This window comes from Serratia sp. 1D1416, from assembly GCF_003641105.1.
Taxonomy (GTDB): Bacteria; Pseudomonadota; Gammaproteobacteria; order Enterobacterales; family Enterobacteriaceae; genus Serratia; species Serratia ficaria.
In genome coordinates this window covers 598186-624121 of record NZ_CP032738.1, presented here as the reverse complement: position 1 = coordinate 624121, position 25936 = coordinate 598186, and the positions used below count along the sequence as shown (strand labels likewise).

Below are 25936 nucleotides of genomic sequence, written 5' to 3'. Positions count from 1 at the left end.
GAATATTTTATTTCCTCGTCGTTAACAAGGCTAAGCGGTTAATCCCTAACCTATTTGCTATGTGAATTCGGCTTGCAGTTTAATTTAGCTTCTGCATAAAATGCCGCGATTATAATAATTATTATCGTTTACATTCGTCATTGAATTATCCATCAGAGAAACCAACTATGCCGACCAAGCGTCTTTCACCTTCCGCGGCCAAGCAGGGCCGTTCACCCGTCAGCGCATTGGCGATGACCATCGCCGCGGCGCTGGGCACGCTGGCGATGCCGGCATTTTCCGCCGACGCCGCGCCGGCCGCCAAGGAAGACACCCTGACCGTGGTGGGCAGCAGCCAATCACAGCAAGAAAGCGCCTGGGGGCCGGTCGGCACCTACGTTGCGAAACAGAGCGCCACCGGCACCAAAACCGATACGCCATTGGTAAAAACGCCGCAGTCGGTATCGGTAGTGACGCGTGAACAGATGGACATCATGCAGTCATCCACCGTCAAAGAGGCTTTGGGCTATACGCCTGGGGTGATGGTGGGAAACCGCGGCGCGTCTACCGCCTATGACGCGGTGAACATTCGCGGCTTCAGCTCTGTCGGCACCAACATGTATCTGGATGGGTTGAAACTGCAGGACGACAACTATTCGATTTATCAGATTGACCCTTACTTCCTCGAGCGCGCTGAAGTGCTGCGCGGCCCCTCGTCGGTGCTGTATGGCAAAAGCAACCCCGGCGGCGTAGTGGCCTTGGTCAGCAAACGCCCGACGACGGAAGATATCAAGGAAGTGCAGTTCAAAATGGGGACGGATAACCTGTTCCAGACCGGGTTCGACTTCGGCGGTGGGCTGGATGACGCGGGCGTCTATTCTTATCGTTTGGTCGGCCTGGCGCGTGACGAAGATCAGCAGCAGGCCGGTGAAAAAAGCAAGCGCTATGCCATTGCGCCTTCATTCAGCTGGCGGCCGGACGATCGCACCTCGTTGACCTTCCTCAGCAGTTTCCAGGATGATCCAAGCGTAGGGTTTTATGGTTGGCTGCCGAAAGAAGGCACGGTGCAAAACGGCATCAACGGCAAGTTGCCGACCAGTTTCAACGACGGCGAACCGGGTTATAACAACATCTCCCGTAAGCAACAGATGGTGGGCTACGCCTTTGAACATGGTTTTGACGACGTCTGGACCCTGCGCCAAAACCTGCGTTACTCCAAGATGGATGTCGACTACCGTTCTATCTACGGCCAAGGGATAAGCGCGACCAATCCGGCGGAATTGACGCGCGGCGTAATGAACTCCAAAGAGCACCTGTCCAGTTTTGCGGTAGATACCCAGGCGCAGGCTAAGTTCGGCACGGGGCAGGTTGACCACACCTTGCTGATGGGGGTGGATTACATGCGTATGCGCAATGACGTGGTTTATCAGTACGGCAGCGCATCCAACCTGAATGTTATCGCACCGCAGTACGGCAATCAGAGCTATACCATCACCGGCGGCGCCAGCCAGGTCAACCGCCAGGAGCAAACGGGCCTTTACGTACAGGATCAGGCCGAGTGGAACAACTGGGTGCTGACTATGGGGGGGCGCTACGACTGGAGCGACACCAACAGCACCAACCGCCTGGCTCAGGATTCGGTTTCCAAGCAGCGGGACAATGAGTTTACCGGTCGCGCGGGGTTGAATTACCTGTTCGAAAACGGTATCGCGCCTTATATCAGCTACAGCGAATCCTTCGAGCCAACCTCAGGTACCGACTTCGCGGGGAATACCTTCGCCGCATCCAAGGGGAAACAGTACGAGGCCGGCGTGAAGTATGCGCCGAAGGATCGCCCCATTACCGCGAGTATGGCGCTCTATCAGTTGACCAAAACCAACAACAAGGTGGCCGATCCCGATCCGGACCACCCCTTCGCCAGCGTACAGGGCGGCGAGATCCGCTCTCGCGGGGTGGAGCTGGAAGCCAAAGCCGCGTTGACGGCGAACGTCAACCTGCTGGGTTCCTATACCTACACCGACGCCGAATACAGCAAAGACACCACGCTGCAGGGCAACACGCCGGCGGCTATTCCCAAGCATATGGCTTCGCTGTGGGCTGATTACACCTTCCACGAGACCGCGCTCAGCGGTTTGACGCTGGGCTCGGGGGTTCGCTATGTGGGTTCTACCTACGGTGACGAAGCCAACACCTTCAAAGTGAAGGATTACACCGTCGTTGACGCCGTGGTGAAATATGATCTGGCCCGTTTCAATTTGCCGGGCTCTTCGATCGGCATTAATGTGAACAACCTGTTTGATAAAGAATACGTTTCCAGCTGCTTCGCGACCTATGGCTGCTACTGGGGCGCAGAACGCCAGGTGGTCGCCACCGCAACCTTCCGCTTCTAATCGGTTAGCCGGGGCGGCGCCGCGCCGCCCCGGACAAAGTAGGATCTATGCAGGATAAACACCTCGACCGCAACGCCACCTTCGCGCTGGATAACGCCAGCTTCGCCGTGCCCGGCCGCGTGCTGCTGCAGCCGCTGTCGCTGACCTTTCCCGAGGGTAAGGTCTGCGGATTGATCGGCCATAACGGCTCGGGTAAATCCACGCTGCTGAAAATTCTCGGCCGCCATCATAATCCCACGGCCGGCCGCGCCTTGCTCAATCAGCAACCGCTGGCGCAGTGGGACGGCAAAGCCTTTGCCCGCCAGGTCGCCTATCTGCCGCAGCAGTTGCCCGCGGCGGAAGGCATGACGGTGCGCGAGCTGGTGGCCGTTGGCCGCTACCCTTGGCACGGCGCGCTGGGCCACTTCGGCGCCAATGATCGTCAGTTGGTGGAAGAAGCCATCGCGCTGGTGGGCCTGAAGCCGTTCGCCAACCGGCTGGTGGACAGCCTGTCCGGCGGCGAGCGCCAACGGGCCTGGCTGGCGATGATGGTGGCGCAGGACAGCCGCTGCCTGCTGCTGGATGAGCCGACCTCTGCGCTGGACATCGCGCATCAGGTCGAGGTGCTGGCGCTGATCCAGCGCCTGAGCCGTGAGCGCGGCCTGACGGTGATCGCGGTGTTGCACGACATCAACATGGCCGCGCGCTACTGCGACCATCTGGTGGCGCTGCGCGGCGGTGAAATGATTGCCCAGGGGGCCCCGCTGGAGCTGATGCAGGGGCCGGTGCTGGAACAAATTTACGGTATTCCTATGGGTACGTTGCCGCATCCGAGCGGCGGCGCGCCGGTGAGCTTTGTCTACTGATGTCCGCTTCTAACCTTTTTTCGCCCGATCCGCTGCGCCGCCGACTGCTGGCGGCGATGGCGCTGTCGCCGTTGCTGTTTTCGCTGCCCGGCAGAGCGGCCGATGCGCCGCCCGATATCGCCCGCATTGCGGCGCTGGAGTGGCTGCCTGTCGAACTGCTGCTGGCGCTGGGCGTCATGCCGCTGGCGGTGGCCGATATCCACAACTACAACCTGTGGGTGGAGGAGCCGAAGCTGCCTGCGTCGGTTGTCGACGTTGGCCAACGCACCGAACCCAATCTGGAGCTGCTGCAACAGTTGAAACCTTCTCTGGTGCTGCTGTCGCAGGGCTATGGCCCGACGCCGCAAAAGCTGCAGCCGATCGCCCCGACCATGAGCTTCGGTTTCAACGACGGCAGCGGCAAGCCGCTGACGGTAGCCAGGCAGTCGCTGCAGGCGCTGGCACAGCGGTTGGGGCTGGAAACCCGCGCGGTGCAGCACCTGGCTCAGTTCGACCGTTTTATTCAGGACGCGCGTCGGCGGCTGCAGGCTTATACCCGCCAGCCACTGCTGATGTTTTCGCTGATCGATAGCCGCCATGCGCTGGTTATCGGCCAGAAAAGCCTGTTCCAGGAGGTGATGGACCGGTTGGGCATCAAGAACGCCTGGGAAGGGGAAACCAACTTTTGGGGCACTGCGGTCGTGGGGATTGAACGCCTGATGTCGGTGAGCCATGCGCGGGCGATTTATCTCGATCACGGCAACCAGGCGATGCTGGACAAGGTCAGCGCGACGCCGCTGTGGCGGGCGCTGCCTTTCGTGCGGCAAAACCAGCTGCGGCAGGTGCCGGCGGTATGGTTCTACGGCGCCACGCTGTCGGCGATGCGATTCTGTCGCGTGCTGGAGCAGGCGCAGGAGCGTAATTCATGAGCGCGCGCAATCGGGCATTACCCCTGGCGCTGATCCTGCTGCTGTTGGCGGCGGCCGGCGGCCTGACTCTCTACAACCTGCTGCAGCAGCTGCCGCTGGCGCAGTGGGGGCAGGCGCTGAGCGCCCCCGGCATCGACGACGTGAACCAAATGCTGTTCCATTACAGCCTGCTGCCGCGGCTGTCGGTGTCTTTGCTGGCCGGCGCCGGGCTGGGGCTGGTCGGCGTGCTGTTCCAACAGGTGTTGCGCAATCCGCTGGCGGAGCCGGCGACGCTGGGCGTATCCGCCGGTGCGCAGCTGGGCCTGACCATCGCCACGCTCTGGATGCTGCCGGGGGGAGAGTTCACCCGCCAATTGGCCGCCATGACCGGCGCCATCGTGGTGGGCGGGTTGGTGTTCGGCGTGGCCTGGGGCAAGCGCATGTCGCCGGTGACGCTGATCCTGGCCGGACTGGTGCTGGGGCTGTATTGCGGTGCGGTCAACAGCCTGCTGGCGCTGTTCAATTACGATCAGCTGCAGGGACTGTTCCTGTGGAGCACCGGCGCGCTGAACCAACAGGACTGGAGCGCCGTGCAGTTTATCCTGCCGCGGTTGCTGGTGGCCGGCGCGCTGGCGGCGCTGCTGTTGCGCCCGCTGACGTTGCTGGGGCTGGATGACGGCGTGGCGCGCAACCTCGGGCTGGGGTTGTCGATGGCGCGCTTTTGCGCGTTGGCGCTGGCGATCGTCTTCAGCGCCATGCTGGTGAACGCGGTGGGGGTGATTGGCTTTATCGGGCTGTTCGCGCCGCTGATGGCGAAAATGCTGGGCGCGCGCCGGCTGGCGCATCGCATGCTGCTGGCGCCGCTGCTGGGCGCATTGCTGCTGTGGCTGACCGACCAGGTGATGATCTGGCTGACGCAGGTGTGGCGCGAGGTCCCGACCGGGGCGGCGACCGCGCTGTTTGGCGCGCCGTTGCTGCTGTGGCTGCTGCCGCGTCTGCGCAGCGCCGCCACGCCGCCGCCGATGAACCTGGGCGATAAGGTGCCGGCGGAACGCGGGCATCTGCCGGGCTGGCTGGCGCTGGCCGGGGCGGTGCTGTTGGCCGGCCTGACGGTGGCGCTGATGTTCGGCAAGAACGCCCACGGCTGGCACTGGAGCCTGGGGCCGGAACTGGAGTCTCTGTTGCCGTGGCGTTGGCCGCGGGTGCTGTCGGCGTTGGCGGCGGGCATGATGCTGGCGGTGGCCGGGACGCTGATCCAAAAGCTGACCGGCAACCCGATGTCCAGCCCGGAAGTGCTGGGCATCAGCTCAGGTGCGGCCTTCGGCGTAGTGGTGATGCTGTTTGTCGTGCCGGGCGATGCGTTCGCCTGGCTGCTGCCGGCGGGCAGCCTCGGGGCGGCCGGCACGCTGTTGGTGATCATGATCGCCGCCGGGCGCGGCGGGTTCTCCACCGAGCGGATGCTGCTGGCGGGCATCGCGCTCAGCACCGCCTTCACCACCACCATTTTCCTGCTGCTGGCCAGCGGCGACCCGCGCATGGGCGGCCTGCTGACCTGGATCTCCGGTTCGACCTACTCGGTGGATGCCGCTCAGGCGGTGCGCACCGCGCTGATCGCCGCCGGGCTGATGGCGTTGGCGCCGCTGTGCCGCCGCTGGCTGACCATTCTGCCGCTTGGCGGCGCTACCGCCCGTTCGGTGGGCATTGCGCTGACGCCGGTGCGGCTGACCATTTTGCTGCTGGCCGCCACCCTGACCGCCATGGCGACGCTGACCGTGGGGCCGCTGAGCTTTATCGGCCTGATGGCGCCGCATATGGCGCGCATGCTGGGGTTCCGCCGCGCGCTGCCGCAGATGCTGATCTCGGCGTTGCTGGGCGGCCTGCTGATGGTGTTCGCCGACTGGTGCGGGCGGATGGTGATGTTCCCGTATCAGATCCCCGCCGGGCTGCTGGCGACCTTTATCGGCGCGCCGTACTTCGTTTACCTGCTGCGCAAGCAAACGTCGTAATCGGGCGCCAGGTTCGCCATCCGGGGCTCAGCATGGCTGGGCCCTGGTCTTTTCTGCTTTCAGGCCGTTGCAAGGCGTTGCGCATCAGTACGCAGAAACGGCATTGAGTGCGAAAAGGGGAACGGGGATATGCGGGGAGATGAATATACTGCGCGCGGGTGCTCTGGATCTTTCGTCCTGAGCATATGCCAGGGACAGAAAGAGAAAAGCCCCGAGTCGATGTACATCAACCCGAGGCCCACTCTAACGCCTGACAACGTTAAGTTAGCCTCTTACCCGCCGCGAGGCAAGGAGAAGAAGGCATGATGCCTGACAAACGGAGCGTATTAAAACAGATCGTTATTTGTGCCACGGTTATATCATTGGCATGGATAACACGCAGCCAGCTTTGCGAGCTGCGCATCCGATCGGGCAACACGGAGGTTGCGGCTATTCTGGCTTACGAATCCGAACGGTAAGGCAACCCGGCGGCGGGGGCTTTGCCTCCGCCCGCTGATTGTCGGCGCGTTGATCCACGAGCACCCACCCAACAAAAACGGCGAGCCCAGGGCTCGCCGTTTTCATGTTGATGCGCAGGCTTATTTCAGGCCGGCGGCCTCGCGCAGCAGCGCTGCCTTGTCGGTCGCTTCCCAAGGGAAGTGCTCGCGGCCGAAGTGGCCGTAGGCGGCGGTTTCGCGGTAGATCGGCTGCAGCAGATCCATCATCTGGATCAGGCCGTATGGGCGCAGGTCGAAGAACTCGCGCACCAGCAGCGTCAGCTGTTCGGTAGGGACTTTCTCGGTGCCGAAGGTTTCCACCATGATGGAGGTCGGTTCCGCCACGCCGATGGCGTAAGAAACCTGGATCTCGCAGCGGTCGGCCAGGCCGGCGGCGACGATGTTTTTCGCCACGTAGCGCGCGGCGTAAGCGGCGGAACGGTCAACCTTGGACGGATCCTTGCCGGAGAACGCGCCGCCGCCGTGGCGGGCCATACCGCCGTAGGTGTCGACGATGATCTTGCGGCCGGTCAGGCCACAGTCGCCCATCGGGCCGCCGATAACGAAGCGGCCGGTCGGGTTGATGTGGTATTTGGTGCTGGCGCTCAGCCATTCCGCCGGCAGCACCGGCTTGATGATCTCTTCCATCACCGCTTCTTGCAGATCTTTCAGCGCGATGTCTTCGGAATGCTGGGTAGACAGCACCACGGCGTCGATGCCGACGATTTTGCCGTCGTCATACTGGAAGGTGACCTGGCTCTTGGCGTCCGGACGCAGCCACGGCAGGGTGCCGTTTTTGCGCACTTCGGACTGACGCTGCACCAGACGGTGCGCGTAGGTCACCGGCGCCGGCATCAGCACGTCGGTTTCGTTGGTGGCATAGCCAAACATCAGGCCCTGGTCGCCCGCACCCTGTTCCAGCGGATCGGTACGGTCGACGCCCTGGTTGATGTCCGGAGACTGCTTGCCGATGGCGCTCAGCACCGCACAGGAGTTGGCGTCAAAACCCATATCCGAATGAACGTAGCCGATTTCGCGCACGGTTTTACGGGTGATCTCTTCGATATCGACCCAGGCGCTGGTGGTGATTTCACCGCCGACCAATACCATGCCGGTTTTCACGTAGGTTTCGCAGGCGACGCGCGCTTTAGGATCTTGCTCCAGGATGGCGTCGAGCACGGCATCGGAAATCTGATCGGCGATTTTGTCAGGATGTCCTTCGGAGACGGATTCGGACGTGAATAGGTGTTTAGCCATTGTATTCTTTACCTTGCATAAGACGGGTTAGAAATTACTGCACAGCGCTGGAGATCCGGCATCGAAGCGAAGGGTCTTCCGCTGATGGCGCGAGATGCATCCTGCAACGCCCCTCAGGCAAAGCCGTTAAGCAGTTTTATCAGTTAACCAGTATAGATGGATTAACATCTGGACGTCTATTTTAGGTCAGGCTTTAGCCGGATTGCCAGTAATTTTTTGCGCTTCCGCTCTTTTGCGCACCTGCGTCGGCGCCATTTTCATCGCTTGAAACAGTTTCCGGCGAATTTTCATTTTGCTTTTTACCTGGGTTACCGGTATAAACTGCGCGCGCGGCTCATTTGCTGCACAGCGCCGGGCCGGGGGGAGCAAACTTCCGGGGATCTGTCGCCGATGCGCTATCATCCGCCGCTTCATCGAACGGTCACGTTCTTACATTACATTTAGCCAAATGGCTATGAGGCTTGGTCGTTCACTCTCTGGACGGCGCGCGTGGAGGTGGTTGGATTAATGATCCGTTGTCTACCGGTTGTTGGTTCTCAACAGCAGTGCCGTTCTGGCGCAGATTCTTCTGCTATTTCCCGTCTTGTCTCTACACCACTTTCCCGGTGCGATAAACACCTGGGCGCTACTCAGGATCCTCGGGCCGGCTAACGGTCGCCTGAAGAACTGAACAAGGGTAGCCTGCAGCCTTCCTGTGGGATGTTTCTTGACCCGATTCACGAGGTTTGAACAGGGTGTCTTACAATAATTCTTTTGGGCATAAACCGCTCGCTGACCGCGAACGGCAGTCTTATTCGCTGCCGCAAGGGCGGTTTGCTGGGTTGTTCTCGCGGGTTGTAGCTGCGATAGTGGCTGACTGTGTCGTCAGTACGCGATATGAGGCGAGTAATGTCTGATGATCTGTTGATTCACCGTCCGTCAGCTGCGGGCGAATCTATATCTTTGCGCTCCATGCAGGAGGTTGCCATGAATGATCGTAATGCCAGCAAGATGCTGCGCACCTATAACGTCGCCTACTGGGGCAACAATTATTATGACGTCAACGAGCTGGGCCACATCAGCGTGTGCCCGGATCCGGACGTCCCGCAGGCGCGCGTCGATCTGGCAGAACTGGTCAAAGAGCGCCAGAAAGACGGCCAGCGTCTGCCTGCGCTGTTCTGTTTCCCGCAGATCCTGCAGCACCGCCTGCGTTCGATTAACGCCGCTTTCAAGCGCGCGCGCGAATCCTTCGGCTATGAAGGCGGCTATTTCCTGGTTTACCCGATCAAGGTTAACCAGCATCGCCGGGTGATCGAATCGCTGGTGAACTCCGGCGAACCGCTGGGGCTGGAAGCCGGCTCCAAGGCCGAGCTGATGGCGGTGCTGGCGCATGCCGGCATGACCCGCTCGGTGATCGTCTGCAACGGCTATAAAGACCGTGAATATATCCGCCTGGCGCTGATCGGCGAGAAGCTGGGGCACAAGGTGTACCTGGTGATCGAAAAGATGTCCGAGATCAACATGGTGCTGGAAGAGGCCGAGCGGCTGAACGTGGTGCCGCGCCTGGGCGTGCGTGCGCGTCTGGCGTCGCAGGGCTCCGGTAAGTGGCAGTCGAGCGGCGGCGAGAAGTCCAAGTTCGGCCTGGCCGCGATACAGGTGCTGAAGCTGGTGGAGACCCTGCGCGAAGCGGGCCGCCTCGACAGCCTGCAGCTGCTGCACTTCCACCTGGGTTCCCAGTTGGCCAACATTCGCGACATCGCCACCGGCGTGCGGGAATCGGCGCGTTTCTACGTCGAACTGCACAAACTGGGCGTTAACATCCAGTGCTTCGACGTGGGCGGCGGTTTGGGCGTTGACTATGAAGGCACCCGTTCGCAGTCCGACTGCTCGGTGAACTACGGCCTGAACGAATACGCCAACAACGTGATTTGGGGCATCGGCGACGCCTGTAACGAGCACGGCCTGCCGCACCCGACGGTGATCACCGAATCCGGCCGCGCGGTGACCGCGCACCACACGGTGCTGGTGTCCAACGTGATCGGCGTTGAACGCAACGAATTCAGCGAACCGCTGCCGCCGGCGGAAGACGCGCCGCGCGCGCTGGAAAGCATGTGGGAAACCTGGCTGGAGATGAACGAGCCGGAAAACCGCCGCTCGCTGCGCGAATGGCTGCACGACAGCCAGATGGACCTGCACGACGTGCACACCCAGTACGCGCACGGCATGCTGGACCTGACCAAGCGCGCCTGGGCCGAGCAGCTGTATCTGAACATCTGCAACAAGATCCAGCAGCAGCTCGATCCGAGCAACCGCGCGCACCGTCCGATCATCGACGAGCTGCAGGAACGCATGGCGGACAAGTTCTACGTCAACTTCTCGCTGTTCCAATCCATGCCGGACGCCTGGGGCATCGATCAGCTGTTCCCGGTATTGCCGCTGGAAGGGCTGGATCAACCGCCTGAAGGGCGTGCGGTGCTGCTCGACATCACCTGCGACTCCGACGGCACCATCGATCATTACATCGACGGCGACGGCGTCGCCACCACCATGCCGATGCCGCCGTACGATCCGGAGAACCCGCCGGCGCTGGGCTTCTTCATGGTCGGCGCGTACCAGGAAATCCTCGGCAACATGCACAACCTGTTCGGCGACACCGCGTCGGTCGACGTGTTCGTGTTCCCGGACGGCAGCGTGGAAACCGAACTGTCGGACGAAGGCGACACCGTGGCCGACATGCTGGAATACGTGCAGCTGGATCCGACCGCGTTGCTGGCCAAGTTCCGCGACCAGGTAAAAGAAACCGACCTGGACGACGCGCTGCAGGCGCAGTTCCTGGAAGAGTTCGAAGCCGGCCTGTACGGCTATACATACCTGGAAGACGAGTAATCGGCGAGTTTCAGGGCACGCTGCAGTGCGCCCTGAACAGGCTCTTCTATACTTGCTAACGACGAGCGGCCAGGATCGTTCGCGCGCTTGAAGCGCGAACAAAATGCGGCCATAATCTTCTTCATCGGTAGCACCGAAACAAACATCAGATCAATCCCTTTCTCGTCGGGCTAACGACGCGGGAGGGATTTTTTTTTGTCACTGCCCGGCACCGGAGTCTGGGCAACTTGTTGAACTACGAGGGTTTACTATGAGCACCTTAGGCCATCAGTCCGATAATTCGTTAGTGTCCAACGCCTTTGGTTTCCTGCGCTTTCCGCTGAACTTCATGCCTTACGACAGCGATGCAGAGTGGGTCATCACCGGCATTCCGTTTGATATGGCAACCTCCGGCCGCGCCGGCGGCCGCCATGGCCCTGCGGCGATCCGTCAGGTTTCCACCAACCTGGCCTGGGAAGGCAACCGCTGGCCGTGGAGCTTCGATCTGCGCGATCGCCTGAACGTGGTTGACTGCGGCGATATCGTGTTCAACTTCGGCGACGCCCAGGACATGAGCGACAAGCTGCAGGCGCACGCGGAAAAACTGCTGAAGGCCGGCAAGCGCATGCTCTCTTTCGGCGGCGATCACTTCGTCACGTTGCCGCTGCTGCGCGCCCACGCCAAGCATTTCGGCAAGCTGGCGCTGGTGCACTTCGACGCCCACACCGATACCTACGCCAACGGCAGCAAGTACGACCACGGCACCATGTTCTTCCATGCGCCGAACGAAGGCCTGATCGATCCGCATCACTCGGTGCAGATCGGCATCCGCACCGAATTCGACCATGACAACGGTTTCACCGTACTGGACGCCGCGCAGGTCAACGACCGCAGCGTGGACGACCTGCTGACCCAGATCAAACAGATCGTCGGCGACATGCCGGTCTACCTGACCTTCGACATCGACTGCCTGGATCCGGCGTTCGCGCCGGGCACCGGCACGCCGGTGATCGGCGGCCTGACCTCCGATCGCGCGCTGAAGCTGGTGCGCGGCATGCAGTCGTTGAACATCGTCGGCATGGACGTGGTGGAAGTGGCGCCGGCCTACGACCAGTCGGAAATCACCGCGCTGGCCGCGGCGACCCTAGGCCTGGAAATGCTGTACCTGCAGGCGGCTAAAAAAACCAAATAAGTTCCTAATAGTATTGACAGGCGGTTATGGGCTGTAAACCGAGTCGCTTGTAACGGTACCATAGAGAAACACACACAACCGGTATCTATATACCCTATGGATTTCAAGTCGCAGCTAGGCGCCCAGCTCGCTCATCCCCAGGAACTTACTTTTGTAAGTGACTGGGGTGGGGGGCAGGTAACAACGCTGTGGCTTGAAAGACGACGGGTATGGAGAAAACATGCTGACCAAGCCTTCAACACGTCTTAACAAATATATTAGCGAGAGCGGTATCTGCTCCCGCCGCGATGCCGATCGTTACATCGAACAAGGCAACGTTTTTATCAACGGCAAGCGCGTGGCGCTTGGCGATCGGGTCTTTCCAGGGGACGTCGTCAAGGTCAACGGTCAGCTGATCGAACCCCGCAACGAAGACGATCTGGTCTTTATCGCGTTGAACAAGCCGGTGGGCATCGTCAGCACCACCGAAGACGGCGAGAAAGACAACATCGTCGATTTCGTTAACCACAGCACGCGCATTTTCCCGATCGGCCGGTTGGATAAAGACTCGCAGGGGCTGATTTTCCTGACCAATCACGGCGACCTGGTGAACAAGATCCTGCGTGCGGGCAACGACCACGAGAAAGAATATCGGGTCACGGTCAACAAGCCGGTGACCGACGAGTTTATTCGCGGCCTGGGCGCCGGCGTGCCGATGCTGGGCACCGTGACCAAAAAATGCAAGGTGAAGAAAGAAGCGCCTTTTGTGTTCCGCATCGTGCTGGTTCAGGGCCTCAACCGCCAGATCCGCCGCATGTGCGAGCATTTTGGCTATGAGGTCACCAAGCTGGAGCGCACCCGCATCATGAACGTCAGCCTCACCGGGCTGCCGCCGGGCGAGTGGCGCGATTTAACCGACGACGAGCTTATCGAACTGTTTAAATCGATCGAGGATTCCTCCTCGGAAGCCAAGCCCGCGAAGAAAGCCCAGCCTGCGGCCAGGAAAAAACCTGCCGGCAGCGGGCCGAAAAGCGCCGAGAAGCCCGGCGGCGCCCCCGCGGGCCGCAAGCGTTTCGCGCAGCCTGGCCGCAAAAAGAAAGGGCGTTAAGCCGCCCATCGGCGAGGCTGGCGTTGCGCCAGCCTATGCCCGCCGCGCCGCGCGCGTCATCCGCATCCGGCTGAACAGCACGCCGCCCGCCAACAGCGTCACCAGCTGCGACGCCACCAACACCGCGAACCCCGAAGACACCTTGCCCTGGCTGGCCATTACCATCCCCATGATCATCGGCACGAATGCCGAAAACAGATTGCCGACGCCGTTGATCAGCCCATAGGCGCTGCCCACCGCCTGCGGCTGCGCGTAGTGTTGCAGCAGGGTGGGGATAGCCGCGCCCTGCGCGCCCCAGCAGGCATTGGCCGCCAGCAGGAAGAAGGCTAGCCAGCCGAGTTGCTGGCTGTGCATCAGGCCGTAGATGCACAGCGCCGTCGCCGCGCCGCCGCAGGCGAAAATCAGCGGCGCCTGATAGGGCCGAATGCGGTCGAGCAGCACGCCACCGAGGTATTTCGACCCGATGCTGACGATGAACGGCAGCGCCGCCATCCAGCCCATCTGTTTGATGGAAAACCCTTTTTCGTCGATCAAATAGGCCGGCAGCCAGGAGCTGGAACCCCACAGGTAGCTGAGGGTGGCGATCTCGATCAGCATGATCCAGCCGAGCATCGGCGTGCGCCAGGCCTGCGCGAAGGTCTCCCAGACGCGGCGCAGCACCGGCCGCCGGTCCACGGCGCGCGGCGGCCGCGAAGCCGGATGAATGAACCGCCGTACCAGCGCCAACCCCAGCAGCAGGTTGATCAACGCCAGCAGATAAAACGACATCGCCCAGCCGAAGTGCGCCATCAGGAAACTCACCAGCGGAAAGCCGATCGCCAGCCCCAGCGAAACGCCCAGGGCGCTGACCGCATTGGGTTTGCCGCGCTGGTCGGCGGCGAAATGGTCGCCGATGTACATGGTTTTCAGCGAGAACAGCGGCCCCTCGCTGACGCCCAACAGCGCGCGCACCGCCAGCAGCAGCAGCATCGAGCCCGCCAGCGGCGAGGCGGCGGTGAGCAGCGCCCACAGCAGGATGCTCAGCGTCAGCGCGCGGCGGTAACCCATCAAGGTTTCCAGGAACGGCGTCAGCAGCATGGCGGAAAGTCCGTAACCGAGCAGAAACACCGTCATCAGCACGCCCTGATGTGCGCGGTTGCCGCCGAGCTGGAAGTGCTGCAGGAACTCGGGGTTGACCAGCATCACGGCGATATTGACCCGATCCACGTAGGCGATGACGATCAAAAACAGCAGGGCGACTACCCCGAACCAGCGTTGACGTTGTTGCACGATGCGCTCCTTTTGGCGGGCGATGGTCAAATTCAGGCGACAAGAAACTAACCCGCTGATTTCATGGCGCAGAAAGGCAGGTTCAATCGATTAAATGTAAATTAATTGTTATTTAAAATGATGTTTCGACCCGTGAGGGAAAACTTTTACCCGCATAACACCGGCCAGATCAACGTTTTTTTCGCGATAAATTCCTTATGGAACGCAGAAGGTTCATCAGTTTTTCATATCGGTGCATTTTTTCGTGATCCTCTCCGCATTTGTCATTTTTAAACAACCTTTCATTAACAATTGCCGTCTTGCTCCCTTGACGAAAGATTCACCAGACATATAGTGGCTGTATTAAATAAGAAACTGAGTTTCATATGTGAAACAATCAGATAGAGGACAAAAGCAATGAGCTGGAAGAACGTGTGTGAAGTGTCTCAGGTGAAAGAAGATTTTCCTTTCTCCGCCAAAGTGGAAGGGAAAGAGGTCGGGGTTTACCTGATCGACGGCAACTACTACGCGCTGGAAGACGTTTGCCCACATGCTTATGCCTTGCTCAGCCAGGGGTTTGTTGACGACGGCAAGGTTGAATGCCCGCTGCACGAAGCGCTGTTTGACGTGCGCACCGGGCAATGCCTGCGCGAGCCGGGCGGCCGCGATCTGCAAACCTATGCCACCCGGGTGATCGACAACCAAATTCAGATCACCTTTATCGCGGAGGAGTAACCATGCAGCACATCACCGATTTCAATCCCTGGCTGCCGGACACCCAACAGGTGATCCCGGCGCGTGAAGGCGGCAACGGCCAGATCCATCAGCCGGGCCAGTATCAGAACGTGATTTGGCAAAACCGCGCCCGGCTGCCGGACGGTTTTGAAACCGCGCTGGTTGCGGCGTTGGAAGAGATCTTCGAACAGGGTGCGGAAGAGCTGGAACAGATAGTCAGCGCGTTGAATCAGCGTCGCCTGTTCGATCGCAGCGGCCAGCCGTGGAATGAGGCGACGTTCCGCGAATTCCTTCACGTTAACGGTTTCTGAGCACCTCCGGGAGAAGGCAATGACGGCAAACACAACATCCTCCGCACAGAATTTGCAAGACTATCTCGACCAGGGGCTGCGCGGCCTGTGGTACCCGGTGCTGGCCAGCTGGGAAGTGGGCAACAACCCGGTCGGCATCACCCGTCTGGAGCAGCAGATCGTGGTATGGCGCGACGCTGAAGGCGCCATCCACGCGCTGGAAGATCGCTGCCCGCACCGCGGTGCGCGGCTTTCCATGGGGTGGAACCTCGGCGATCGCATCGCCTGCTGGTATCACGGCGTGGAGGTGGGCGGCGACGGTACGGTCAAAGACGTGCCGGCGGTAGACAAGTGCCCGCTGGTGGGGCAGAAATGCCTGCGATCCTACCCGGCGAAAGAGGCCTACGGCGCGGTGTTCCTTTATTTCGGCGTCACCGCGGAAGAAGAGCCGGCGGAGCTGACCTTCCCGCAGGAGCTGGCGGACGACGTCTCGTACAGCAACTTCCTGTGCACCGCCAGCTGGGACTGCAACTACCAGTACGCGCTGGAAAACGTCATGGATCCCATGCACGGCACCTACCTGCACTCTTCTTCGCACTCGATGGCGGAAGGAGATCGCAAGGCGGATATGGCGCTGGAGCCCACCGACTGCGGCTTTATCTTCAAGAAAAACGGCCAGATCGGCGTCAACTTTGACTGGGTGGAGTTCGGCAGCAGCGGCGCCTACTGGATGCGCCTGTCGATCCCGTACAAAAAGCGCTTCGGGCCGGGCGGCCACTTCTGGATCATCGGCATGGTGGTGCCGGAAGACAAGGATCATTGCCGGGTATTCTTCTGGCGCATCCGCAGGGTGAAAGACTGGCAGCGTGATATCTGGCGCTTTATGTACCGCAACCGTCTCGAGTCGCTGCACTGGGACGTGCTGGAGCAGGATCGCATCGTGTTGGAAAACATGGCGCCTAACGCCCGCGGCCGCGAATATCTTTACCAGCACGACGTCGGCCTTTCCCGCCTGCGCCGCATGATGCAAAAAGAAGCGCAAAAGCAGCTGGCGATGCTCGGCGAGCGGGAGGCGGCGCAGTGAACGGCCTGCTGACCGGCAAGCGCATCCTGGTTACCGGCGCGGCGCGCGGCCTGGGGCGCAGCTTCGCCGCCGCCATCGCCGCCGCCGGCGCCAGGGTGGTGATGTGCGATATTCTGGCGGACGAGCTGGCGGACAGCGCCGCCGGTCTGCGTGAACAGGGCGCTCTGGTGGAAACCCAGACCATCGATCTGGCGTCGCCGGCGTCGATCACCGCCGCGTTCGACGCGATCGCCGCCGGCGGCGCGATCGACGGGCTGGTGAACAACGCGGCGTTGGCCACCGGCGTCGGCGGCAAAACCATGATGGAATACGATATCGATCTGTGGGATCGGGTGATGCAGGTCAACGTGCGCGGCACCTGGCTGGTGAGCCAGGCGGCGGTGCCGCTGCTGGCGCAGAACCCGCACGCCAAGATAGTCAACGTCGCCTCGGATACCGCGCTGTGGGGCGCGCCGCGCCTGATGGCCTACGTGGCCAGCAAAGGGGCGATTATCGCGATGACCCGATCGATGGCGCGCGAGCTGGGCCCGCAGGGAATTTGCGTCAACGCCATCGCGCCGGGCCTGACGCGGGTGGAGGCCACCGAATACGTGCCCGCCGAGCGTCATCAGCTGTATGAACAGGGAAGGGCGCTGGCCGGGGCGCAGCACCCGGACGATGTGAACGGCACGGTGCTTTACCTGCTGTCGCCGCTGGCGGATTTCGTCACCGGTCAACTGTTGCCGGTCAACGGCGGCTTCGTCTTCAACTAACTCAACACTTTAGCCAGGAGCAGCACATGGCGGACGATCACGCATGTAAGTATTTGATCCCGGGACTGGATCGCGGGCTGCAGCTGCTGCTGGCGTTTGGCGAGCAGCACAAGGAAATGACCTTTGCCGAGTTGCATCGCCTGGTCGACATGCCAAAGGCCACCGCCTACCGGGTGGTGCAAACGCTGGAACATCTGGGTTTTTTGGAGCGCAATCCGCGCACCAACACCTTCGCGTTGGGCATCAAGGTGCTGCGCCTCGGCTTCGAATATATCGCCTCGCTGGACGTGGCGCAGGCCGGGCAGCCGGTGATTGAACAGCTGCGCGATCGCAGCCAGTGCAGCAGCCATTTGGCGATCCGCGACGAACGCGACGTGATCTACATCGCCCGCGTCAGCGCCGCCGGTTCGCAAATCAATCAGGTCAGCGTCGGCACCCGTCTGCCGGTGCACCAGACCTCGCTTGGCCGCATGTTGCTGACCAGCGCCACCCGCGACGAGTTCGAACAGCTGTACCCGCAGGCGCAGCTGCCGGGCAATGCGCCGGGCACCCCGGCGGATCGCGAGGCGCTGTGGCAGATGGTGCAGCAGGACAAAGCGCGCGGTTATGTGATCGGCGAGTCCTTCTTCCGCCACGGCATCTCCTCGATCGTGTACCCGATCTTCAACCGCGAACGGCGGGTCGAGGCGGTGGTCAGCATCATGGTGCCGTTCGATGAGATCCCGAAAGCGGATCGCGAACGGCTGCGCATGGAAGTGCGGGACGCCGCGGAAAAAATCTCCGGCTTCCTCGGGGCGCCGCCGCAGGCAAAAGTCGGCTAGCCGACCGGATTTACTCTTTTACTCAGGCAGGGATAAGGCCCATGAAAAACGGGGGCCGGGGTTCGATCATGCCTGAAAACCGCATTCAGCGAGAACGTGAGGCACAACCAATGAGCGTAATCGGAATCGAAAAGCTGGAGTTTGGCGTCGAAGATCTGTCTACCTGCGAGAAATTCATGCAGGATTTCGGCCTGCAGTCTGTGACGCAGCACTGGGGCGAACCCCAGCGCGAATTCGCTACCCTGAGCGGGGCGCGCGTGGTGCTGCATCCGCAGCAAAGCGAAGCGCTGCCGGCGGCGTTCGAGGGCGGCTCCACCCTGCGCCGCATGACCTGGGGCGTGGCTTCCCCGGCCGAACTGGCGGCGCTGCAGCCGCTGTTGGCGCAGATGCCGGGCTTCCGTCAGGTTGGCGAAGAGCTGGAGTGCGTCGATCCCAACGGCATGACGCTGCGGTTTGGCGTCAGCCGTCAGCGGCAAGTTGATGTGCCCGTCACGCCGATCAACCAATGGGGCGACGTGCGCCGCATCGATCAGCCCAGCCCGGTGTATTCGCAGGCGCAGCCGATCAACATCGGCCACGTGGTGTTCTTCGTCGAAGATCTGGCGGCCACCGAACGCTTCTACCGGGAGGTGCTGGGTTTCCAGGTATCGGATCGTTATATCGACCGCGCGGTATTCCTGCGCACCCAGGCGCGCGGCGGCCACCATAACCTGTTCCTGCTGAAGCTGCCCAACCGCCCGCGCGGCCTGAACCACGTGGCGTTCACCGTGCGCGACATCCATGAGGTGATCGGCGGCGGCATCGCCATGAACAAGGAAAAATGGAGCACCTTCATCGGCCCCGGTCGCCACCCGATTTCCTCGGCCTATTTCTGGTACGTCAACAGCCCGACCGGCGGCGCGTTCGAGTACTACACCAACGACGATTTCCTGACGGAGAACTGGCGGCCGCGCGAGCTGGAACATTCGCTGGTGTCGTTCACCGAATGGGCGGTGGAAGGCGGCATCGATCACGACACCCGTCGCCAGCAAAAAAAGGCGGAGGCGCTATGAGCCAGCCAGAACCGGCGGGCATCCTGATCATCGGCGGCGGCCAGGCCGGCGGCTGGGCGGCGAAAACGCTGCGCGACCGCGGCTACGCCGGCCGGCTGACGGTGGTCGGCGACGAGCCCTACGACTTTTATGAGCGTCCGCCGCTGTCCAAGGCGGCGCTGCTGGACGGTGCCGCGCCGCTCAGCCGGCTGTTCAGCGAACAGACGGTGGCGGCGCTGAATATCGACTGGCGCCGCCCGCTGCGCGCCGAAGCGATCGATGCCCAGCGGCAGATAGTCACCCTCAGCGACGGCCAACGGCTGCGGTTCGATCAACTGCTGATCGCCACCGGCGGCCGGCCGCGCTTGCCCGATGCTGCCTGGGCCCGCCACCCGCGGGTGATGACGCTGCGCTCCTGGGACGATGCGGCCCGGCTGCGCCAGGCGCTGCAGGGCTGCCGCCAGCTGGCGATCGTCGGCGGCGGTTGGATCGGGCTGGAGATCGCCGCTTCGGCGCGCCGCCTCGGCGCCGAAGTGACGGTGTTTGAACGCCAGCCTGCGCTGTGCATGCGCAGCGTCGGCGCCGGGGTATCCCAGGCGCTGCTCGAACTGCATCAACAGCAGGGTGTGAAAGTGCTGTGCGGCTGCGGCGAGATCTCGCTGGAAGACCGCGACGGCGTGGCCTGGATCGGCAGCGAAATCAGCGATCCTCAGGCGTTCGATCTGGTGGTGGTGGGGATCGGCGTAGAACTTAACCTCGAGTTGGCGCACAGCGCCGGGCTGAAAGTCGACGCCGGCATCGTGGTCGACGGCCAGGGGCGCACCAGCCACCCGGCGATCTTCGCCGCCGGCGACGTGGCGCGCCACCCGACGCTCGGCCTGTGCCTGCAGTCCTGGGCCTATGCGCAGAACCAGGCCATCAGCACCGCCTGCGCCATGCTCGACGCCTTCGCCGCCCCTTACGACGATGTGGCCTGGCTGTGGTCGGATCAATACGACGTCAATATTCAGATCCTCGGCGTGCCGATCGGCGGGGTGCACCACATCGTGCGGCGCACGCCGCAGTCGCGGGTGTTCTTCACGCTGAACGCCGACCGGCAACTGGTGCAGATGGTGGCCTTCAACGACGCGCGCACCATCAAGCTCGGCAAACGCTGGCTGGCCAGCGGAAGGGTACTGGAACCGCAGCAGTTGGCGGACGTGGAGTTTTCTCTGATGGCGTTGAAATAACGTCCGATTTCGGGAGCGTTTCATGACTACGCAAGACATTGACGCCCGCGCTGGACGGGTGGGGGAAGCCGTTGCCGAAAATCCGCAGCAGCGGGTGCGCTGGTCGGTGCCGATCGCGCTGTTTGCCTGCGTGCTGCTGGCGTTTTTCGACAAGATCAGCATCGCGGCGCTGTTTTCCGACGGCGAATTCCAGCAGGCGCTGGGCATCAGCTTTGATCCGGCGCGGCTGGGGCTGTTGATGAGCGCGTTTCTGTTTTCTTACGGCATCTCCTCGATGCTGCTCAGCGGCATCGGCGACCGGCTGAACCCGGTCAAGGTGTTGATCGGCATGATGGTGGTGTGGGGCGTGCTGATGGTGCTGATGGGCATGGCCCGCTCCTATCACGCCATGATGACGCTGCGCATCCTGCTCGGCATCGCCGAAGGCCCGCTGCTGCCGATGGCCTACGCCATTATCCGCCAGGCTTTTCCGCAGCGGCTGCAGGCGCGCGCCACCATGCTGTGGCTGCTGGGCACGCCGCTGGGCGCCGCGCTCGGTTTCCCGGTCACGCTGTACATCCTCAATACCTTCGACTGGCAGACCACCTTCTTCTTTATGGCGTTTCTGACGCTGCCGGTGATGCTGCTGGTGCTGTTCGGCATGCGGCATCTGAACGTGGCGCGTCCGGCGGCGGCCACGGTTTCCCAACCGGCGATCGCCGAACGCAAACAGCATCGCCGTGAGCTGCTGCGCAGCCCGCACTTTTGGATGATCTGCCTGTTCAACATCGCCTTCCTCACCTACCTGTGGGGGATGAACGGCTGGCTGCCGAGCTACCTGATCAAGGGCAAGGGCATCCACCTGGAGCACGCCGGCTACCTGTCTTCGCTGCCGTTCATCGCCATGCTGCTCGGCGAAGTGCTGGGCGCCTGGCTGTCGGACAAGCTGGATCGCCGCGCGCTGGCCTGCTTCCTATCGCTGTGCGGCGCCGGCGCGGGGCTGGCGCTGGTGCTGCATCTACAGGGCACCTACGGCGTGATCGCCGCCATGGCCTTCAGCACCTTCATGTGGGGCGCCGGGGCGCCGAATATCTTCGCGCTGCTGGCGAAAGCCACCAGCAGCAAGGTCAGCGCCACCGCCGGCGGCATTTTCAACGGACTGGGCAATTTTGCCGGCGCGCTGGCGCCGGTGCTGATGGGGGCGCTGATCGCCGCCACCGGCAACATGGATAACGGCCTGCTGTTCCTGGTGGTGATGGCCTTCATCGGCTGCATCATTCTGCTGCCGTTGCTGAAAAAGTACTGATAATCGTCTGACGTAATGAGGAGTGACAACATGTCTCAGGTTGATAACAAAGCCGGCGTCAAGCCGCAGGAACTGTCGATGGAAAACTGGGTGGAATCGCGCATCGCCCGCTTCGAAGGCCGCAAATACGACTGGAACGCGCTGAAGTTCCAGGCCGACTTCGACCCGAAATACCGCCGCGCGCAGATGCGCTACATCGGCACCGGCGCCACTGGCGTGGCCAGCGACACCAACACCATTCCGGCGGGCAATTTCACCTTCTCCACCATGGTGCTGCCGTCGAAGTGCGAAGGCCCGCTGCATCTGCACGACGACGTGGAAGAGGTGTTCTTCATGCTCAAGGGCAGCATCACGCTGATGATTCAGGACGGCGAAGACTATTACGAGACCAAGCTCAAGGAACGCGACCTGATCTCGGTGCCGGCCGGCGTTTATCGCGGATTGTTCAACCACGGCGAGGAAGAGGCGCTGATGTGCGTAATGCTCGGCACCGCCAAGCCGGAAACCCCGACCTACCCGGCGGATCATCCGTTATCCCAAGTGAAGCGCAACTGATGAACCGCCTGCCGCAACGTCAGCAGGTGCGCCGCGGGGAATATGTCCTCGGCTGGCGCGAGGCCGGGCGCGGGCGACCGGTGGTGCTGTTGCACGGCATCAGCTCGAGCTCCGCTTCGTGGATCAGGCAGTTCAACGACCGCGGCTTGCTCGACGGGCACCGTCTGCTGGCCTGGGATGCGCCGGGCTACGGCGGCAGCCTGCCGCTGGCGGAGCCGAACGCCACTGCGGCGGCCTATGCCGCGGCGCTGGCGGCGCTGGTGGCCGAGCTGCGGCTGGAGCAGCCGTTGATCGTCGGCCATTCGCTCGGCGCGTTGATCGGCAGCGCCTATGCCGCCGGCTACCCCGACGGGCTGTGCGGGCTGGCGCTGGCGAGCCCGGCGCAGGGCTACGCCACCGCGCCGGAAGAAAAGCGGCGGCAGGTGTATGGCCAGCGCAAACAGATGATGGAAACGCTGGGGCCGCAGGGCTATGGCGAGCAACGGGCGGCGGCGCTGCTGCGTGCGGGGGCGGATCCGCAAAATATCGCCTGGGTGCGCAACGGCATGCAGCAGCTCGATCCCGACGGCTTTCTCAGCGCCGCCTGGATGCTGGCCAACGACGACATCGGCGGCTATCTGGCGCGTTATCGCGGCCCGCTGGAGGTGTGGTGCGGCGATGAAGACCGCATTACGCCGCCGGAGGGCGCGGGCCGCCTGGCGCGGGAGCAGGACGCGCCGCTGCGGCTGATCGAAGGCGCCGGCCACGCCAGCTACCTCGACGCGCCGGCCTGTTTTAACCGCTATGTGCAGGATTTTACGGGAGCGATTCAACCATGAATTTTCAGCTTGAAAAACGGGTGGCGGTGGTGACCGGCGGCTCGTCGGGCATCGGTTTTGAAACCCTGCGGCTGCTGCTGGCGGAAGGGGCCAGGGTGGCGTTCTGCGGCCGCGATCGGGAGAAGCTGGCCGGCGCGGAAGCCCGCCTGCGCGATGAATTTCCCCAGGCCGACATATTGGCGCTGCGCTGCGACGTGCTGGACGCGCAGCAGGTGGCGCAGTTCGCCGCCCAGGTGACGGCGCATTTCGGCGGTGCGGATCTGCTGATCAACAACGCCGGCCAGGGCTTTGTCGCCCATTTCGATCAGACGCCGCGCGAGGCCTGGCTGCATGAGGCCGAGCTGAAGCTGTTCGGCGTCATCAACCCGGTGCAGGCGTTCCTGCCGGCGCTGGAGCGTTCGGACATCGCCTCGATCACCTGCGTGAATTCGCTGCTGGCGCTGCAGCCGGAGGAGCACATGATCGCCACCTCGGCGGCGCGTGCGGCGCTGCTCAATATGACGCTGACGCTGTCGAAAGAGCTGGTGGAGAAGGGCATCCGCGTCAACTCGATCCTGCTGGGCATGGTGGAATCCGGCCAGTGGCGCCGCCGTTTCGAGGCGCGCGGCGACAAGGAGCAAACCTGGGAACAGTGGACGGCGGCGATCGCCGAACGGCGGGGCATTCCGATGAAACGCCTCGGCAAGCCGCAGGAACCGGCGCGCGCGCTGCTGTTCCTCGCTTCGCCGCTGGCTTCTTTTACCACCGGTGCGGCGCTGGACGTCTCCGGCGGCTTTAACCGCCATCTGTAATCGCAGGGGATAACGATGAAGAAGATCATGATGATTGGCTACGGCGCGATGGCGAAGGAAGTGCTGGCCCGGCTGCCGGACGGCGTATCGGCAGGCTGGATCCTGGCGCGCGCAGCCCATCATGCGGCGATCGACAGCGCCTTCGGCGGGCGGGTGCAGGCGCTGACCCATCCGGACCAGTGCGCCGAACGGCCGGATTTGGTGTTGGAGTGCGCCAGCCAGCAGGCGGTGGCGGAATTCGGCGAAGCGGTGCTGCAACGCGGTTGGCCGCTGGCGGTGATCTCCACCGGCGCGCTGGCGGACGCGGCGCTGCAGCAGCGGCTGCAACAGGCCTGCCGGCAACACCGGGGGCAGGTGATCGTGCTGTCCGGCGCGGTGGCGGGCATGGATGGGCTGGCGTCGGCGCGCGAGGGCGGGCTGGACAGCGTCACCTACCAGGCCTGCAAAAGCCCGGCCAGTTGGCGCGGCAGCAAGGCGGAGCAGCTGATCGACCTCGATGCGGTGAGCGAGGCGCAGGTGTTTTTTGAAGGTTCGGCGCGTGAGGCGGCGCGGCTGTTCCCGGCCAACGCCAACGTGGCGGCGACCATCGCCCTCAACGGACTGGGGATGGACGCCACCCGGGTGCGGCTGCTGGTCGACCCGACGACCCGACGCAACACCCATCGGCTGCAGGTGTGCGGCGACTTCGGCGAATTTCATATCGAGCTGAGCGGCAATCCGCTGGCGAGCAATCCCAAAACATCAACCCTGGCGGCGCTGAGCGCGGTGCAGGCCTGCCGTCGTCTGGTCGACGGCGGTTTTATTGCCTGAGAGGCAGGAGCGAAGCATGGAACGGTTAACTATTTTTGTCGGCGGGCGCTGGCGCGAAGGCCGCGGCGAAGAGATGGCCTCGGTGTTTCCGGCCGACGGCAGCGTCAATGCGCGGCTGCGCGCCGCCGGCATCGAAGATGTGAACGAGGCGGTGGAGGCGGCGGAGCGCGCCTGGCGCGAGCCGGAGTGGCGCGGTCTGATGCCGCATCAGCGCGCTTCGATCCTTTATCGCGTCAGCAATCTGATCCTGGCGCAGCAGGAGCAATTGGCCGAACTGCAGACCCGCGACAACGGCAAGCCGCTGGCGGAAACCCGTGGCCTGGTGGCCAGCGCGGCGGCTACCGCACGCTATTTCGCCGCCGCCTGCGAGGTGCTGGAAGGGGAACTGCCGACCCAGCGCAGCGCCGAGGTGATGACGCTCAGCCAGTATCAGCCGCTGGGGGTGATCGCCGCCATTACGCCGTGGAACTCGCCGATCGCCAGCGAGATGCAGAAGGTGGCGCCGGCGCTGGCGGCGGGCAATGCGGTGATCCTCAAGCCGGCCGAGGCCACGCCGCTGATGGCGCTGAAGCTGGCGGAGCTGTTCGAACAGGCCGGTCTGCCCGCCGGGCTGCTGAGCGTGCTGCCGGGCAAAGGCTCGGTGATCGGCGAAGCGTTGGCGCGTCACCCGTTAGTGAAAAAGATCTCCTTTACCGGCGGCACCGGCACCGGGCGCCATTTGGCGCACATCGCCGCCGACAAACTGATCCCGACCTCGCTGGAGTTGGGCGGCAAATCGCCGACCATCGTGCTGGAAGACGCCGATCTGGAGCAGGCGGCGCGCGGCATCTGCTACGGCATCTTCAGCTCGGCCGGGCAGGCGTGCATCGCCGGTTCGCGGCTGTTCGTCCATCGCTCTGTTTATCAGCCGCTGCTGGCGCGCCTGACGGCGCTGGCGGGCGGATTGCGCGTCGGCAATCCGCTGGTGCCGGGGGTGCATCTCGGCCCATTGATCAGCGAAAAACACCGCCAGAGCGTGGCGGATTACGTGGCGCTGGCGCGCGAGGAAGGCGGACAGGTGACGATCGGCGGCGAGGCGCCGGCGGATCCGCTGCTGGCGGGCGGCAGCTACTACCTGCCGACCATTATCGAAGGTTTGAACAACGACGCCCGCGTCTGCCAGGAAGAGATTTTCGGCCCGGTGCTGGTGGCGCTGCCGTTCGACGACGAACGCCAGCTGATTGAACAGGCCAACGACTCGGTGTATGGGCTGGCGGCCGGCATTTGGACCCGCGACTTCCCGCGCGCCATGGCGCTGGCGGGCAGCCTGGAAACCGGCACCGTGTGGATCAACACCTACAAGACATTCTCGATTTCCACGCCGTTCGGCGGATTTAAAGAAAGCGGTCTGGGCCGCGAAAAGGGCCTGCACGGCATCAAAGCCTACATGCAGCAGAAAAGCCTGTACCTGGCGCTGAGCCATCAGGTGAATCGCTGGAGCGATTAGGCGCGATCTCCCGTACGTAACCCTACAACGAACATACA

The 25936-nt window shown here is 62.7% G+C and carries 23 protein-coding genes; 21 read left to right on the top strand and 2 right to left on the bottom strand.

All coding sequences use genetic code 11. From position 1 onward, the window contains the following. The first annotated feature begins 167 nt into the window (after window positions 1-167). The 5 genes from fhuA to D7I37_RS02980 all read left to right on the top strand — a co-directional run bounded on the left by fhuA (window position 168) and on the right by D7I37_RS02980 (window position 6565). A complete protein-coding gene (gene fhuA, locus D7I37_RS03000; protein ID WP_129543293.1) occupies window positions 168-2369 on the top strand; it encodes a ferrichrome porin FhuA in 2202 nt (733 codons plus the stop codon). 47 nt (window positions 2370-2416) lie between these two features. Continuing rightward, window positions 2417-3214, top strand: coding sequence for a Fe3+-hydroxamate ABC transporter ATP-binding protein FhuC (gene fhuC, locus D7I37_RS02995; protein ID WP_129543292.1), 798 nt, complete (start codon window positions 2417-2419; stop codon window positions 3212-3214). Next, window positions 3214-4122, top strand: a complete 909-nt coding sequence (fhuD, locus tag D7I37_RS02990) for a Fe(3+)-hydroxamate ABC transporter substrate-binding protein FhuD (protein ID WP_061798649.1) — start codon at window positions 3214-3216, stop codon at window positions 4120-4122. The genes fhuC and fhuD overlap by 1 nt, the downstream gene beginning before the upstream one ends. Beyond that, a complete protein-coding gene (fhuB, locus tag D7I37_RS02985; RefSeq protein WP_061798651.1) occupies window positions 4119-6107 on the top strand; it encodes a Fe(3+)-hydroxamate ABC transporter permease FhuB in 1989 nt (662 codons plus the stop codon). The genes fhuD and fhuB overlap by 4 nt, the downstream gene beginning before the upstream one ends. 305 nt (window positions 6108-6412) lie before the next feature. Then, window positions 6413-6565 carry a Hok/Gef family protein gene (locus tag D7I37_RS02980; protein ID WP_165283131.1) on the top strand — a complete coding sequence of 51 codons (153 nt, stop codon included), beginning with the start codon at window positions 6413-6415 and terminating at the stop codon, window positions 6563-6565. Between the two features lie 120 nt (window positions 6566-6685). Here D7I37_RS02980 and metK read toward each other — a convergent pair whose 3' ends face one another. Beyond that, a complete protein-coding gene (metK, locus tag D7I37_RS02975; RefSeq protein WP_061798653.1) occupies window positions 6686-7840 on the bottom strand; it encodes a methionine adenosyltransferase in 1155 nt (384 codons plus the stop codon). Between the two features lie 876 nt (window positions 7841-8716). Here metK and speA point away from each other — a divergent pair. The 3 genes from speA to rluF all read left to right on the top strand — a co-directional run bounded on the left by speA (window position 8717) and on the right by rluF (window position 12963). Further along, complete coding sequence (speA, locus tag D7I37_RS02960; RefSeq protein WP_371415247.1) at window positions 8717-10705, top strand: biosynthetic arginine decarboxylase; 1989 nt, start codon at window positions 8717-8719, stop codon at window positions 10703-10705. 250 nt (window positions 10706-10955) lie between these two features. Beyond that, on the top strand, window positions 10956-11876 hold the full coding sequence (speB, locus tag D7I37_RS02950) for an agmatinase (protein WP_061798667.1): 921 nt from the start codon (window positions 10956-10958) through the stop codon (window positions 11874-11876). Window positions 11877-12096: 220 nt separating this feature from the next. Then, window positions 12097-12963 carry a 23S rRNA pseudouridine(2604) synthase RluF gene (gene rluF / locus D7I37_RS02945; RefSeq protein ID WP_061798669.1) on the top strand — a complete coding sequence of 289 codons (867 nt, stop codon included), beginning with the start codon at window positions 12097-12099 and terminating at the stop codon, window positions 12961-12963. A 33-nt stretch (window positions 12964-12996) separates the two neighbouring features. Here the strand turns inward: rluF and D7I37_RS02940 are convergent, their stop codons facing one another. Beyond that, window positions 12997-14232 (bottom strand): MFS transporter, encoded by a 1236-nt coding sequence (locus D7I37_RS02940; protein WP_129543289.1) that lies wholly within the window; start codon window positions 14230-14232, stop codon window positions 12997-12999. A gap of 396 nt (window positions 14233-14628) precedes the next feature. On the opposite strand from D7I37_RS02940, the gene D7I37_RS02935 reads away from it, so the two are divergent. The 13 genes from D7I37_RS02935 to D7I37_RS02875 all read left to right on the top strand — a co-directional run bounded on the left by D7I37_RS02935 (window position 14629) and on the right by D7I37_RS02875 (window position 25898). Beyond that, window positions 14629-14946, top strand: coding sequence for a non-heme iron oxygenase ferredoxin subunit (locus tag D7I37_RS02935; protein ID WP_061798670.1), 318 nt, complete (start codon window positions 14629-14631; stop codon window positions 14944-14946). Window positions 14947-14948: 2 nt separating this feature from the next. Beyond that, the gene (locus tag D7I37_RS02930; RefSeq protein ID WP_061798671.1) at window positions 14949-15257 is read left to right on the top strand and encodes a recombinase-like helix-turn-helix domain-containing protein; all 309 of its coding nucleotides are present in this window, start codon (window positions 14949-14951) and stop codon (window positions 15255-15257) included. Window positions 15258-15276: 19 nt separating this feature from the next. Next, the gene (locus tag D7I37_RS02925) at window positions 15277-16320 is read left to right on the top strand and encodes an aromatic ring-hydroxylating dioxygenase subunit alpha (RefSeq protein ID WP_095099160.1); all 1044 of its coding nucleotides are present in this window, start codon (window positions 15277-15279) and stop codon (window positions 16318-16320) included. Further along, window positions 16317-17072 (top strand): SDR family oxidoreductase, encoded by a 756-nt coding sequence (locus D7I37_RS02920; protein WP_061798675.1) that lies wholly within the window; start codon window positions 16317-16319, stop codon window positions 17070-17072. Before D7I37_RS02925 ends, D7I37_RS02920 begins: the two co-directional genes overlap by 4 nt. A 26-nt stretch (window positions 17073-17098) precedes the next feature. Further along, window positions 17099-17893 (top strand): IclR family transcriptional regulator, encoded by a 795-nt coding sequence (locus D7I37_RS02915; protein ID WP_061798677.1) that lies wholly within the window; start codon window positions 17099-17101, stop codon window positions 17891-17893. 110 nt (window positions 17894-18003) lie between these two features. After that, window positions 18004-18945: a VOC family protein gene (locus tag D7I37_RS02910; RefSeq protein WP_061798679.1), complete on the top strand. Its 942-nt coding sequence runs from the start codon at window positions 18004-18006 to the stop codon at window positions 18943-18945. Beyond that, window positions 18942-20153: an NAD(P)/FAD-dependent oxidoreductase gene (locus tag D7I37_RS02905; protein WP_061798681.1), complete on the top strand. Its 1212-nt coding sequence runs from the start codon at window positions 18942-18944 to the stop codon at window positions 20151-20153. Before D7I37_RS02910 ends, D7I37_RS02905 begins: the two co-directional genes overlap by 4 nt. A gap of 22 nt (window positions 20154-20175) precedes the next feature. After that, window positions 20176-21438, top strand: coding sequence for an MFS transporter (locus tag D7I37_RS02900; RefSeq protein WP_061798683.1), 1263 nt, complete (start codon window positions 20176-20178; stop codon window positions 21436-21438). A gap of 30 nt (window positions 21439-21468) precedes the next feature. Beyond that, a complete protein-coding gene (locus D7I37_RS02895; protein ID WP_061798684.1) occupies window positions 21469-21993 on the top strand; it encodes a cupin domain-containing protein in 525 nt (174 codons plus the stop codon). Next, a complete protein-coding gene (locus D7I37_RS02890; protein WP_095099157.1) occupies window positions 21993-22811 on the top strand; it encodes an alpha/beta fold hydrolase in 819 nt (272 codons plus the stop codon). Before D7I37_RS02895 ends, D7I37_RS02890 begins: the two co-directional genes overlap by 1 nt. Then, entirely contained in the window at window positions 22808-23602 is a 795-nt protein-coding gene (locus D7I37_RS02885; RefSeq protein ID WP_061798687.1) for an SDR family oxidoreductase, read from the top strand. Before D7I37_RS02890 ends, D7I37_RS02885 begins: the two co-directional genes overlap by 4 nt. A gap of 15 nt (window positions 23603-23617) precedes the next feature. Beyond that, window positions 23618-24412 (top strand): aspartate dehydrogenase, encoded by a 795-nt coding sequence (locus tag D7I37_RS02880; protein WP_061798689.1) that lies wholly within the window; start codon window positions 23618-23620, stop codon window positions 24410-24412. Window positions 24413-24428: 16 nt separating this feature from the next. Beyond that, window positions 24429-25898 carry an aldehyde dehydrogenase gene (locus tag D7I37_RS02875; protein ID WP_061798690.1) on the top strand — a complete coding sequence of 490 codons (1470 nt, stop codon included), beginning with the start codon at window positions 24429-24431 and terminating at the stop codon, window positions 25896-25898. Window positions 25899-25936 lie beyond the last annotated feature (38 nt).